Origin of the sequence: Streptococcus sp. SP1 (genome assembly GCF_030440005.1) — a bacterium.
Classification (GTDB): Bacteria; Bacillota; Bacilli; order Lactobacillales; family Streptococcaceae; genus Streptococcus; species Streptococcus parasanguinis.
Map to the genome: position 1 here is coordinate 25,334 of NZ_JAQFJJ010000017.1, position 13,713 is coordinate 39,046.

Below are 13,713 nucleotides of genomic sequence, written 5' to 3' on the forward strand. Positions count from 1 at the left end.
AAAACTTTTCAAGCTTATTCTCCCCAAGTGGATTCAAAGTGACCTTTTTGCTCTGATTCTTCTGGCAACTTCATATAATCGCCATAAATCTTTGTCAGATAAGCATCCGGATCAGCATGTCCACTGATTTTAATGGTTTCAAAATCAAGGAGTTGTGGCTCCCCAAATACCTCTTTGTAGGCCAATTCTCTCTCGCGATAGGATCCTAAGACATTTCCCACGAGATCACTTGTCTCAAAGTCGTATTTTTTAATCGTATTTTGTAACTTTTGATTGATTTTTTCAGTATTTAGTAATTTGTCTAGGTGAAGGATCTTAGAAACCTTCACAATTGAATTTTCAAAGAAACCTCGGTCACGATTGTGCAATCGATTGATGACAGATATTTTGGAAAGGGCACGGTAATACTTAATTTTATTGGTATGTAAGAAATAGTGGAAACCATCTGATGGGTAACCATCTAAAGGAAACACATCGATAAAAGGACTACACACAACCCCACCAAATTCAATTTGAAGCGAGGTATCCATGATGGATGTATTGCCTAAATTATCATCATGGATTCTCAAGATGACATTGCTTGGTAATTCATTTTGGCAAATTTCCAGAAACTTTTCATAGTCTTTTCTAGGCATGCCCAAATCCATATCATCATCCCAAGGAATAAAGCCCTTGTGACGAATAGCTCCCAATAAAGTGCCCCCTAAAGCATAGTATCGAAGATTGTGTTTTGTGCAAATCTCAATATACTTTTCTAATAAGGATAGTTCTCCTAATTGAATCTGTCTAACTTTACTCACAGCCTACTTCGCTCCTTCTTTTCTAAGTACAACCTTCACGGTCTTGAGCAGGATCTGAATATCTCTCCAGATCGTCCAACCATCCATGTATGCAACGTCGAGTTTAACCACCTCGTCAAAATCTGTAATCTCACTGCGTCCGCTCACTTGCCAAAGGCCTGTAATCCCTGGCTTGAAACTGAGTCGGCGTTTTTGGGCTGGCGTATAGTCTTGGTATTCGTCTACCGTTGGAGGACGAGTTCCGACTAGACTCATGTCACCGATCAGAACATTGTAAAATTGTGGCAATTCATCCAGACTGGTCTTACGGATAAAGCGTCCGATTGGTGTTACCCGTGGATCGTTTTCCATCTTGAACATGCCACCCGTCATGGTGTTTTGCGCCATCAGATCTTTTTTAATCTCTTCGGCATCCACACGCATGGAGCGGAATTTATAGAAGTTAAAATACCGTCCGTTCTTTCCGACCCGTTTTTGTACAAAGAAGGCAGGGCCACCATCTTTACGGATCAGAGGGACTAAGACAATACTTACCAGTCCACAAATCAAGAGTCCAAAGAGGGCTCCTACAATGTCCAAGAGACGTTTGGCAAAGACGTGACTCGGCTTGTAGAAATTGGTTGAGAAAGTGACGACACTTAATCCCCCGACTTCTCGAACCCGTTTATTGCCCAAGGAAGCGAAGTTAAAGGCATTGAGATTAACCGATACATCGATCCCCATACTCTCAAACTCCGAGACGAAGTCACTAATATTGTAGTCCTCACTGGGCAGATTGATAAACACTTCATCCACCACTTCCTTGGTCACAAAGTTCATCATTTGATCCGGCTGCACCACCCGTACACCCGAATGGGTAAAATCCGTATCATCCATGACAGTGACACCGATCAGTTCCCCATGATAGAGGCTAGGCGAATGCAGAATATCAAATACCTTTTCCATCCGACTGGTCGCTGTGATCAAGAAAATCTTTCGCGAACTTTTCCGTCGTGGTGAAACAGACTTCCGGTATCTCTTGAGCAAGAGATCCATAATGTAGACGGAAAACGTATTGAAAAGAAAGAAGTAAATCATCCCCCGACGAGAGATGGAAAAGACCCCATCGAGCATAAAAGAGGTAAAGGTGATCCCAACAGCGAAAAATACATTGTATTTCAGTACTTGTAGCAACTCATCCAAATAACCTCTTGCATAAAAACGGTTGGCCAAATTGCTGATGTAAAATACAACAAAATGCAAGAGATAGAGAATGGCAATTGTCTGCGACGTGTATTCTGCATCCTTAAAAAGACTCACAATGTAAGCCGAAAATAGGACAGCTAAACTTTGAAAGAGAACAATATTTAATTTTTCCAGTTCGATTCTTTCTTCTCCCATTTTCCCTCGATCCTATTCTTTACTTTTTCCCGTACTCTCCGTAAGATCCATATCCACCGTATGAACCATACTCAGCAGCTTTGATGTTAAATTTATTGAGAATGACTCCTAAGAAAGGAGTTCCCGTTTGTTCTAATTGTTCTTTAGCTTTTTGGACAGCCTTGCGTCCATTGACACCAGATTCCGTGATCAAGACAGTTCCATCACAACGTTGGGCGATAATTGCTGCATCAATTACAACTCCAATTGGAGGGGTATCCACAATAATGTAGTCATAGTGTCTGCGCAAAGCTTCCATCATCGTCGAAAAATTCTTACTTTGCAAAAGACCTGTTGGGTTAGGCGCTATCTGACCCGACTCAATAATATCTAAATTTGGGAATTCTGTCGTATATAGGACTTGGTCCAATTGGCTACGACCAGATAAGAAATCGGTCAGGCCTTGGATCTTCTCACGACTACGGAAAACCCCTGTCATCACAGAGTTCCGGATATCACAGTCGACCAAGAGAGTTTTGTAACCCGCACGTGCAAAAGCTACTGCTAAATTGGTCGATGTCGTTGATTTTCCTTCATTTTCCTGAACAGAAGAGACGGCAATAATTTTTAGGTCCACCCCGCTTAATTGAATATTGGTCGCAAGAGCATTGAAGTACTCTTCTGCCTTCCGAATTTCTTGCAATTTATTTTTTGAAATTTCTAATGTATTCATGCTATCCTCGGTCTACAATTTCTTAATATCTGGCACAACACCAAGTAGGGGCAAGCCCATGAGTTCCTCTACATCTTCTGGTCTCTTGACACGATCATCTAAGACTTCTACCACTACCAAGAGGACCACTATCAGGCCAGCTCCAGCAACAAATCCGAGAAGGACATTACGTCGGATATTTGGTGAAGACGGTGATTGAGGCACTTCCGCCTCATCCAAAGTCGTTACATCGGACACCTTAGTCACAGAGATGATCTTTTCAGCTGCTACATTCCGAAGACCATTGGCAATACGAGCCGCTTCTTTTGGATCTCCGTCCTTAGCCGTGATCGAAAGGATACGAGTATCTGTCGGAACGGATACACTGATCTTTTTCGACAACTCAGCAGGTGTCATATCGAGTTTCAATTCTTCGATGGCTTGGCTCAAGACATTTTGAGAAAGAATGATTTCACGGTAGTCCTTAACCAAGTAAGAACCAGCCTGCAAATCAGAGTTTGTCAAGGCATTGTTGTCCTGATTTTGACGGCTGACCACATAGATACGGCTAGTACTTTGGTATTCTTTCTTGGCTAAAAAGGCACTATAGCCAAATGCTGCAATGGCAAAGACAAGCGCGACCAAAATGATTGAAAATTTGCGTTTCCACAGAACCTTCAGCGTAGCGAAAACATCGATTTCCACTCCTTGATTTTCTTGATTATTCATGTTCTAATTTACTCCTTCATGTGGATTTTTCTCCACGTGTTTTATGGTTAGATTAATTCATCTGCTAACAAGAGTTCTTGATTGCCGACAAAGAGAGCTTGTGCGCGTTGTTCTCCGTATTCTTCCTTGATCAAGTGATAAGCTTCTGCCATATAGGGCGGTCGTTTATCCACATTGTGCATGTCACTGGCCACAAAGTGTACCAAGTCTTTTTCTAAGAAATACCGAGCTCGTTTTTTGAGTTGTTTTTGCTCATCCCCAAAGAAGCGAGGCTTGAGAACACTCGAGCTATTGATCTGCATGTAACACCCCATATCAATCATCTCTTGCACGCGCTCCTCATTTTTCTCCAAGCACTTGTAGCGCTCGATGTGGGCCACTACTGGTGTGATGCCTAGATGAAGCAAGCGATCCAAAGCAGTATGAATCTCCTTATAAGGCGTTCCCATGCTGAATTCGATCAGAGAAAAACGCGTCTCTGCCAGACTGGGAATAGTCTTCTCTTCCAATTTTTTCAAGACATCATTGGTAAAGTAGATTTCTGCCCCGTAATAGATCTTCAAATCTGGTGCGACTTGCGTCGCAATTTTCTTCACTTCTTGAAAATTTTCTGCAATTTTTTCTTCAGGGGTTTCAAACATTCCCTTGCGACGATGAGAAGTAGAGATAATAGTCCGTACCCCTTGGCGATAGCTTTCTTCCAACAGGGCACGAGTATCTTCTCTAGTCTTTGGTCCATCATCCACATCAAAGACGATGTGCGAATGGATATCAATCATTTTTCATTTCCTTCCATTACCTTTTGAATGGTTTCCTTAGCCTTTGTCAAGCTTCCTTGATCCAACTCCATGACATAGAGGTTGGATCCAGGCATAGCATAAGATGGCAAATCGGTACGCCCTTGTCCGGTGATTGCTTGGGAAGTCACTTCATAAGAGCCACCCGTTTCCAATTGGGTATTGATCAGGTTCATCATAGTTGGTAACTGCATGTTGGTTTGAACGGAATCTTGGAGGTTTCCGATAATCTCATTGTAGTTACTCAAGACCTTTGTAGAGGTCAACTTTTTGATAATGGCCGCAATAACTTTTTCTTGGTTTTTCCCACGGTCATTGTCGCCACCTTGAAGAGAGTAGCGTTCTCGAACAAAACCGAGTGCTTGCTCTGAATTCAAATGGACCTTTCCAACTGGGAAATGGAACTTGCCATGAAGGCTCGTGAATTCTTGGTCATTTTCCACATCGATCCCCCCTAGAAGGTCAATTAACTTGAGGAAGGAAGTGAAATTGAGACGAACGTAGTAGTTAAGCTTGATATCATAGAGATTCTCAAGGGTATGAATAGAAGCATCCACTCCGTAGATCCCCGCATGGGTCAACTTATCATTTTGGTTGTTACCTCCATCCGCAATCGGTACATAGGCATCCCGTGGTGTCGTTGTCAATAGGACTTGCTTGGTCTTACGATTGACCGTCATGATGATATTGACATCTGATCGAGAAACCGATGTTACCGGACCATAGGTATCGATCCCGCTAACATAAATGTTAAAGACATCCGCATTGGCAGACACCTTGCTCGTCGCTGCCACTTCTTTCCGGATTTTGTAGGAGTAGATTTTCTTTAATTTCTTCGCATAATCGGCATCTTCTGTAGCAATCGTATCCTCAAAGGTACTATTCAACACTATAGCAGTGGTACTACCGTCTTGCAAGCTCTTATAGGCATCCAGATAAGTCGGTGCGTCTACTACGGAGATTTCCTGTCCCTTGGTCTTTTTGATATTGTCCAAAAGAGCCGTAAGGTTGGCTTCATTATTGTTGCCCTTTGGCGTCACCACTTCCTTGATTTCTTTGATATCTTTAATGTCACTGTCTTTCTTGACATAAACTGCCATCTCAAACTCTGTATAGTTGGAGTGCCCATTGACATTGCTAGTCAGATTCAAGAGTTGTTGACTGGCGAACAGAACTCCTGAGCTAATCAGCAAACCGCCCAGAAGCAGAACTAGAGTCGTCTTTTTGGCCTGGTTTCTAACAACAAACCAAGTAGATAAGAGCAAGAAGACAGCTAGTAGTGCAATCACGAGAACATTGACATAGCGAAAAGCCAAGATATTATTGGCTAACATGGTATAGATCGCCCAAATAGCTGTGAAAAACAAAAAAATAAGCAAGACGGAATTAATGATTCGCATTTGCCCCCATTTTTGAATCGAGCGACGGCTTCGTCTCCTTTGCGACATGAAAACCTCCAATTAGTACTTTCTCATATTTATTATAACATATTTCTACTAAATGACGCATTATTTATCACTTTTTTGTCCAATAAGTACAATTAAAATGCAACAAGCCTCTGTAAACGATCGGATGCCTTGCATATTTATGCATAGAAACTAAAAAAGGCTGGACCAAAATGCCCAACCTCCAATGAATGATCGCCATCACTATATAATAGCGCGCTGATAAATTGTACAAAGTCCCAACTTGAGGGAGTGGACTTACGAAATAAATTTCTTTCATTTTTTCGTATTTCTATCCTGGAGCTCATCTCGCATCTTCTACCTCCAACACTCTCCAGGGGCGTTTGCCCCTTACGAATCTGAGACTATTGAAAAAATTTGGAAGTCTTTTTAAACTAAGACTAGAAATACGAAAGCAGAACGATTTTTAAATAAAATTCGTTCTGCCCTACTTCTTTACAAATGCTCTATAGCAAATCATCCCGTTTGACCTGCTCAAAACTTTCTTTGCCATCATTGAGCTTGTCCCAGATGACAACCTTTCCTTCTTTTAATGATTTTTGAACATCAATAATCCGCTGGTTAGAAGACCCTCGGAACTGCAACATGAGGTTGCGTTTACTCTTATCATAGCGGCCATCGACCAGAATATCAATCAGTGAGAGAAGCTCTAGTTTGTCTGGTGTCTCTAGCATCATTTCTTCCCAGGTGTAGCCTGTCCATGACCAGATATCTTTTTCCGGCAATTCTTTCCGAATGCGTTTAACGAGAGGCAAAAGAATTCCAGTATTCAGGAATGGCTCTCCACCGAGTAGGGTCAAACCTTGAACATAAGGTTGGGCCAGATCTGCCATGATCTGCTCTTCTAACTCTTTGGTATAAGGAATGCCTGCATTGAAAGACCAGGTCGCTACATTGTAACAGCCCTCACAGTGAAACATACAACCCGCCACATAAAGGGAGTTGCGCACCCCTTCACCATCGACAAAGTTAAAAGCCTTGTAGTCGATGATGCGCCCTTGACTCAGCTCCTCACTCTTCCATTCGCCTGGTTTTGGTGTATTCCATGTCATCCTTCTACTCCACTTCTATCCAATAACGCTCCGTTCCATTTCGAACATCTTCAAATTGACCGCCATTAGCTAAGATAACAGCTCGGCTGGCAGGATTTTCCGTGCTACAAGTCACCAGAGCACGATGGATGTTCTTTTCTTTAGCCACTTGCAGACCTTGACGAAGAGCTTCTTTTGCATAGCCTTTGCCCCTTTCAGAGGGACGGATGGAGTAGCCAATATGGCCAGCATAATTCAGCAATCCCTCATTTAGTCTCAGCCGTAGATTCAAAAAACCTAAAGCATGACCTGATTCATCAAACAATACGAACTGAATTGATGGGACGCGATTTTCAGGCAATCCTATTCCCATTTCTTTATTAAGGTTAGTTTCTAGCCACTCCTCATAATCAAAGTTTTCAGCATCCCAAAAGCCGCCATCGTGGGCTGATTGAGTCTGTTCAAACTCTGCCATCATCTCTAAAATTGTTTCTTTATCTGCCAATGTCGGTCTGCGTAATTCCATCCTTACCTCCCCATAAGAGAAAAGCGAGAGCGGACTCTCACTTTTTCTTATTTTTATTTAAAAATTGCTCTCTCAGGCTGGCTACTAGGTCTTTTTTATTGATTCCACCCTTTGAATGCTTCTCGTGGAATCGTTGAACCTGAGCCTTACCCTTATCATCTAATTGGTATTTTCCCATAATGTCCTTTTCTAATCTGTCACTTGGTGACCAGCTGATTTGATCGTGGATCCATTCATGTGTTTGACCCGCGCCGCGATTTCCTTATGACGGCCATTGACCATCGGACGAGCTTGAGGGTTTCCGAGATAACCACAGGTCCGTTTGACCACATCAACCGTTTTCGGATCGCTATTGCCACAGTTTGGACAAGCAAATCCACGCTCAGTCGGCGTGAAATCTCCTTCAAAATCACACTTGTAACAACGGTCAATCGGCGTATTGGTTCCGAGATAACCGACCCGGTCATAGGCATAATCCCAAACCGCTTCAAGGGCTTTTGGATTTTGTTGGAGCACAGGGTATTCACAATAGTGGATAAAGCCACCAGAAGCTCCAGCTTCAGGATAAACTTTTTCAAAATCCAACTTCTCAAATGGCGTTGGGTTCTTACGAACATCGTAGTGGAAACTATTGGTGTAGTATTCCTTGTCTGTGATATCCGGAACCTTACCAAATTTCTCCGTATCCAGACGACAGAAGCGGTCCGTCAAGCTTTCTGACGGTGTCGAATAGATAGAGAAGTGGTAATCATACTGGTCAGACCATTCTTCCACGCGCGCTTTCATATCCTTGATGATATCGATCGTGAATTGTTTGGCTTCTGGATTGTGTTCCCAATTTGGACCATAAAAGACGGTTGCGACTTCATAGAGTCCGATATAGCCAAGAGAAACGGTTGCTCTGCGATGACGGAAGAGCTGATCTACCTGGTCATATTTACCCAAGCGTTTCCCAAAAGCCCCATATTGGTAGAGAATTGGTGCATTGGCTGGTGTCGCTTCTTTGGTACGTTCCACGCGGTAAACCAAGGCATCTTCAGCGATGTTCATCCGTTCATTAAAAATTTGCCAGAATTTTTCCTTGTCGCCGTCCGACTCCAAAGCAATTCGGGGTAGATTGACTGTCACGACTCCAAGATTCATTCGGCCAGAATTGACTTCCACACCATTCTCATCCTTCCAACCTTGAAGGAAAGAGCGACATCCCATCGGAACCTTGAAAGAGCCTGTCAACTCGACAATCTTGTCATAAGACAAAACATCTGGATACATGCGCTTAGTGGCACATTCCAAGGCCAATTGCTTGATATCATAGTTAGGAGTTCCAGGTTCTAGGTTGAGCCCCCGCTTGAGGGTAAAGATCAGCTTTGGAAAGATGGCTGTCCGATGTTCCGATCCAAGTCCCTTGATTCTAATTTCCAAAATCGCCTTTTGGATTTCCCGTTCGAAGCGATTGGTTCCAAGACCAAAGCCAAGCGAAGTAAAGGGAGTTTGTCCGTTCGAGGTAAAGAGCGTATTGATCTCATATTCCAGCGATTGCATGGCATCATAGATATCTTTTTGAGTCTTGCTCCAAGCATAGTCCTCTTGCTTTTCAGGAAGCACCCACTCTTTGGCATCTGCCAAGTGTTTTTGGTAGTTCTTTTCTGCATAAGGGGCCAAGACTTCATCGATCCGGTCAGCTGAGCACCCCCCGTACTGACTAGAAGCTACATTGGCAATAATCTGTGAGATTTGAGCCGTTGCAGTTTGGATGGACTTAGGACTTTCTACTTCTGCATTCCCAATCTTAAAGCCATTTCTGAGCATGCCTTCAAAATCGATCAAACAGCAGTTGGTCATCGGTGTATAAGGGCTATAGTCCAAATCATGGTAGTGGATGTCCCCTTTTTGGTGAGCATTGGCTACGTGTTTGGGTAACATTTTGAGGCCAATAGACTTACCGACGATCCCCGCAGTCAAATCCCGTTGCGTATTAAAGACATCGCTATCCTTATTGGCATTTTCATTGACAACAGCTTGGTCCTTGTTGAGGAGTTTGCCGATGGTAAAGTTGATGTCCGTCGCTTTTGAGCGCTCAAAATCCCGCTGCGTCCGATAAGTAATGTAGCTCTCAGCAATCGCATATTCGTTGGCTTGAAGCAATTCATGTTCAACGACATTTTGGATCTCATAGATCTTCACGCCATTTGGGAATCGCTCCAAGATCTCTGCGATCACACGATCGACAATGGCTTCTAGTTTGGCTTCCAGCACGGGAGTGAGAGAAGCCACTTCTTCTGTCGCCTTCAACAAGGCTTTATAAATTTTTTCAACATCGAATTGAACACGACGGCCATCTCGTTTTTCAACAAAAATATCCGGGGCCATTCTCAGTTTTTCTTCTCTCAAGGTGATCATACCAAACATGCCTTTCTTCATTCATTTACATACAAGTTGTATTATACCACTCCAAAAATAAAAATCAATATCTTGTGGTGAAAATTCTAAAAAACTTTCCAAAACACAAGATATTGATTTCATTAAGACCGTTGATAGAGTTTGAAATGACGGTATTTCTTCTCAACTAGACGGTAATTTTCTTTCAGCAAGTTCTTCATATCAGAGGTCAACTCTACCTGATTGTTGACTACAATATACTTGGGTTCAGACCGATCGATTTGTTGAATCACGTTGGTCCGATTTTCATTAATCCCCAGATAAGACGTCGGGGTTAATAAAGCAGATGCGGCCAAACGATCGCTTTCTTGATAGAGAGTAGCTGTCGTATCCCAAGCATAAATGGTATCTTTCGCCTTGGTGTGATTTTTAATGTAGCTGGCAATAGCACTCCGTTCACTGGATTGGCCAGACTGAAGCACGACATCTTGAACCACTGGATTCGCCAACAGATAGACAAGGGCTACTAGCGGTAAGAAAACTTGGCTCGTAAAGTAAGCGGCCCAAACTTCCTTGTTTTTCTTCTTCCGACCACGACGTTCAGTACCCTCGCTCGCTTCCCCATCACGTGAGAACCAGACTGCAAACAAGGGAAGAACAAATGGCAACATTGGCAACAATTGGTAAGCGCCCTGTTCAGGAAGACCAATAGACACGATGAGGACTACCAGACTACCTGCCCATCCCATAAAGCGGAAGATCCGGCGAGCACTGCTATTTTGCTTAGTAAAGGACATCAAAAAGGCAGAGACCAAGCCAAAGGCAAGCGCCAACAGTCCGTAATAAATGGCATTACTGAAGGTCTGTCCATTGCTAAAATTCAAGGCATTAAAGACATAGGTTACTTGGTTAATGGCATAGCCAAAAGTTTGATTCCAAACGGTCACATACCCAATTGGATAAAAAACGAGTGAAAAACCAAGAAGAGTAGCCAGCAATTGATAAAAGCCACGCGCCCATCTTTTCTGCTTGATATTAAAGGCTGTTAATCCAAGGAAGGCCAAGAAGTAGAACAAGGCACTGGTCATTGGATCAATCAGGAAAGCCACAGCTGCAATCGCACCGTAAAGGATAAAACCTTCGTCCTTACGATGCCCAATCAGATAAGCCAAAATAAAATTCATGCTAGCAAATAGGATTGGAAAACTAAAGAAAGTTACATAAGTCCCGCCAAAACCAAGGCCTAGCACCAAGAAATAAAAGAGTAACTGGACATTATTCGCTGTGTCTTTATCAGACACCAGTAAACGCACAACCCGATAGAGATAGGTACCCGAAAAGAAGAGGGCAATCGCTTGGAGAATCATCAAGAGCCAATGGCCACCAGCCAAGCTTCCCAACCAGTTAATCGCATAATAGAGCAGACCATTGGTTCCGTAAAAATCACCAAACGGTACTTGGCCTTTGGTCATAGCCCAGCCAGCATACAAGTTTTGAGATTGTTGATTGGTTGCAAAACGGGTTAAAAACGGCACCCCGACATGCAATAAACTAATCAAGAGACTCAACACAAAAGGAATCGCTAGGGGCACTGGACGCTTGGATTGACGACGGATAGGCTCAAATGCCACATCTGCCTCTAGCTCTTCCGTATTCTCTTCTACCTTAGATGCTTCCGCTTTTGTCGCTTCAACTCCCGCCTTACGCGAACGACGACTCAACCGACTAAGCGGTTGCTCCGGTTCCTGTTCCGATTCTTGTGTAGGTTCTGCTACTGCTTCTGGCTTTGCATCACGAATAGGCTCTGATACCTCCATTGCAACCGGCTCCTCCAAAACTTCTGCCTGCTGGCTATGAGTCGGCTCTTCTTCACGAAAGACTGATTTATCTAGCACTTCGCGAATCTCACGTGTATCCTGAAAACTATCTCCCACGTGAATCCCTAATTTTTTCGAAGTCATTTCTTGCTCTTTTTCGCTCATTCTTTTTCCTTTTTCTAGATCTTTGCTCTTTCCTTTTAGAAAAAAGCCCATTATCTTCTCTAGTATACCAAATTCTGCCGACCCTGTCAGCCTCTTATCACATAGTCATATGTAAAAAGAGTCAGGCATCTCGATTCCTGACTCTGATTTTCGTTTTTATACATTTACAACATCGGTGCGAACAATTGCATAATTTCCTTGATTAAGCTTTGGTGCCATGTAAAGCGGAAGGTATCCTCTGTAATTTCTTGAGACACTTCAAAGATATGGTCAAAGTCCTCCCGAATCTTTTTCAAGGCAGGCGTCCGATACATCCAGATGGCATTTTCATAGTGATGGACCAAACTGCGGTAGTCAAAGTTAATCGACCCTACAACCGCCATTTCGTCATCTGCCAGGACTTGCTTGCTATGGACAAAACCAGGTGTATACTCATAAATCTTTACTCCTGCATCCATCAGATCCAAGTAAGCCCCACGAGTTACGATTTGGATCAATTTTTTATCTGGAATATGCGGGGTCACGATCCGAACATCTACCCCTCGAAGGGCTGCATTGCGGATATCCTCTGTCAAATCATAGTCAATGATCAAGTAAGGAGTTGTGATGTAGACATAATCCGTTGCTTGATTGATCATATTTTGATAAACCGTCTTTCCGACCTGCGACTTGTAAATCGGCTTTGGTCCACTCCCATAAGGAATGTAAAGCCCTTCTCCCTCAACCGCCTTGTTTTCAATATGGTAGCGGTCAAAATCCTCGATTTCCCCACGGTTGATGTACCAGTTCATGAGGAAGAGTCGCGTTAAGGCCTTAACAGCTCGTCCATCCAAACGGATGGCACTGTCCTTCCAGTGACCAAAACGCTCAATGTGATTAATGTACTCGTCTGCCAAATTGACACCACCTGTATAGCCAATCTGCCCATCAATAACCAAAATCTTGCGGTGGTCACGATTGTTATAAGCCACTGTTAAGCGGGGGATCACCTTGTTAAATTTATGGGCATCAATTCCCATCTTTCGCAACCGTTTGGTATAGTTCCCTGCCAAGGTCGCCATACAGCCGATATCATCATAAAGGAGTTTGACTTCAACCCCCTCTTTTACTTTCTGTTCTAAAATCTCTAGGATGCTGTTCCACATCAAGCCCTCGTCAATGATGTAAAACTCGATGAAGATAAATTTTTTCGCTGCTCGCAGATCTTCTAGTAGTTGCGCATACATCTCCTCCCCTAGAGGGTAAAAGGTCGATGCCGTCCCATTGTAGAGATCCGCATTGTGGTCCATGGATAAAATCGACTTGACCAAGCCATAAACCGCCTTGCTTTCTTGCTTGAGCTCCTTACGCAACTGATGACTATTGTCCTCTCGAAACTTCATGGACTCCATATTTTCCAACTGGATCATTTCCTTCTTGGACAAACGTCGCTCTCCAAACATGAGATATAAGAGCGATCCAAAGACAGGAATGACAGCAATCAAGAGCCAGGTCACCTTATTTTCAGGAGGGGTATTGCGATTGACAATAGCCAAGATCGTCGTCACGTATAAGAGCCCAATGACTGCAACAGATAGCCAATGAGGGAACCACCTATTGAGCCAAAAGAAGGCTGCAAAGGATGCCCAAAGTTCAAAGCCCATAAACAAAATACTAAATCCATATTTGGACATTAATAGACGTAATTTTCGAAAGGTCACAGCATCCTCCTTTTTTCTTTCTACTAGTATACCAATTCTTTTTACCCGATGCAACGACCAGCTAAACCTCCTTTTAGATAAACAAAAAGACTAAAGATATGTCTTTAGCCTCTCAATTATTTTTGGATTGTCGAGCAAGACGCAGTGGTTGAGTGGGCTCTACTACGCTGATTTCATCAGCTTTTACAGCCCTACTCAACTGTGCGGAGGTGGGACGACGAAATCGAATTCT

General features: G+C 43.1%; 12 protein-coding genes. All 12 read right to left on the reverse strand.

All coding sequences use genetic code 11. The features are described 5' to 3' along the window. Positions 1–14 precede the first annotated feature (14 nt). The 12 genes from PCY07_RS08820 to cls all read right to left on the reverse strand — a co-directional run bounded on the left by PCY07_RS08820 (position 15) and on the right by cls (position 13,481). The gene (locus PCY07_RS08820; protein WP_023919863.1) at positions 15–800 is read right to left on the reverse strand and encodes a phosphorylcholine transferase LicD; all 786 of its coding nucleotides are present in this window, start codon (positions 798–800) and stop codon (positions 15–17) included. 3 nt (positions 801–803) lie between these two features. Continuing rightward, entirely contained in the window at positions 804–2,180 is a 1,377-nt protein-coding gene (locus PCY07_RS08825) for a sugar transferase (protein ID WP_301356460.1), read from the reverse strand. A 19-nt stretch (positions 2,181–2,199) separates the two neighbouring features. After that, positions 2,200–2,892, reverse strand: coding sequence for a tyrosine-protein kinase (locus PCY07_RS08830; protein WP_285308116.1), 693 nt, complete (start codon positions 2,890–2,892; stop codon positions 2,200–2,202). A gap of 12 nt (positions 2,893–2,904) precedes the next feature. After that, positions 2,905–3,600, reverse strand: a complete 696-nt coding sequence (locus PCY07_RS08835) for a Wzz/FepE/Etk N-terminal domain-containing protein (RefSeq protein WP_301356458.1) — start codon at positions 3,598–3,600, stop codon at positions 2,905–2,907. A gap of 47 nt (positions 3,601–3,647) precedes the next feature. Beyond that, the gene (gene cps4B, locus PCY07_RS08840) at positions 3,648–4,379 is read right to left on the reverse strand and encodes a capsular polysaccharide biosynthesis protein Cps4B (RefSeq protein WP_301356456.1); all 732 of its coding nucleotides are present in this window, start codon (positions 4,377–4,379) and stop codon (positions 3,648–3,650) included. Next, the gene (locus tag PCY07_RS08845; RefSeq protein ID WP_301356454.1) at positions 4,376–5,845 is read right to left on the reverse strand and encodes an LCP family protein; all 1,470 of its coding nucleotides are present in this window, start codon (positions 5,843–5,845) and stop codon (positions 4,376–4,378) included. The genes cps4B and PCY07_RS08845 overlap by 4 nt, the downstream gene beginning before the upstream one ends. 464 nt (positions 5,846–6,309) lie before the next feature. Further along, positions 6,310–6,915 carry an anaerobic ribonucleoside-triphosphate reductase activating protein gene (gene nrdG, locus PCY07_RS08850; protein ID WP_003014547.1) on the reverse strand — a complete coding sequence of 202 codons (606 nt, stop codon included), beginning with the start codon at positions 6,913–6,915 and terminating at the stop codon, positions 6,310–6,312. Positions 6,916–6,919: 4 nt separating this feature from the next. Further along, positions 6,920–7,420 carry a GNAT family N-acetyltransferase gene (locus PCY07_RS08855; RefSeq protein ID WP_195311386.1) on the reverse strand — a complete coding sequence of 167 codons (501 nt, stop codon included), beginning with the start codon at positions 7,418–7,420 and terminating at the stop codon, positions 6,920–6,922. A gap of 37 nt (positions 7,421–7,457) precedes the next feature. Continuing rightward, positions 7,458–7,598, reverse strand: a complete 141-nt coding sequence (locus PCY07_RS08860) for a hypothetical protein (protein WP_195311385.1) — start codon at positions 7,596–7,598, stop codon at positions 7,458–7,460. Positions 7,599–7,609: 11 nt separating this feature from the next. Then, complete coding sequence (nrdD, locus tag PCY07_RS08865) at positions 7,610–9,820, reverse strand: anaerobic ribonucleoside-triphosphate reductase (RefSeq protein ID WP_195311396.1); 2,211 nt, start codon at positions 9,818–9,820, stop codon at positions 7,610–7,612. Between the two features lie 122 nt (positions 9,821–9,942). Beyond that, entirely contained in the window at positions 9,943–11,781 is a 1,839-nt protein-coding gene (locus PCY07_RS08870; RefSeq protein WP_301356451.1) for an MFS transporter, read from the reverse strand. Between the two features lie 164 nt (positions 11,782–11,945). After that, positions 11,946–13,481, reverse strand: coding sequence for a cardiolipin synthase (gene cls, locus PCY07_RS08875; RefSeq protein ID WP_003014523.1), 1,536 nt, complete (start codon positions 13,479–13,481; stop codon positions 11,946–11,948). Between the last annotated feature and the right edge of the window lie 232 nt (positions 13,482–13,713).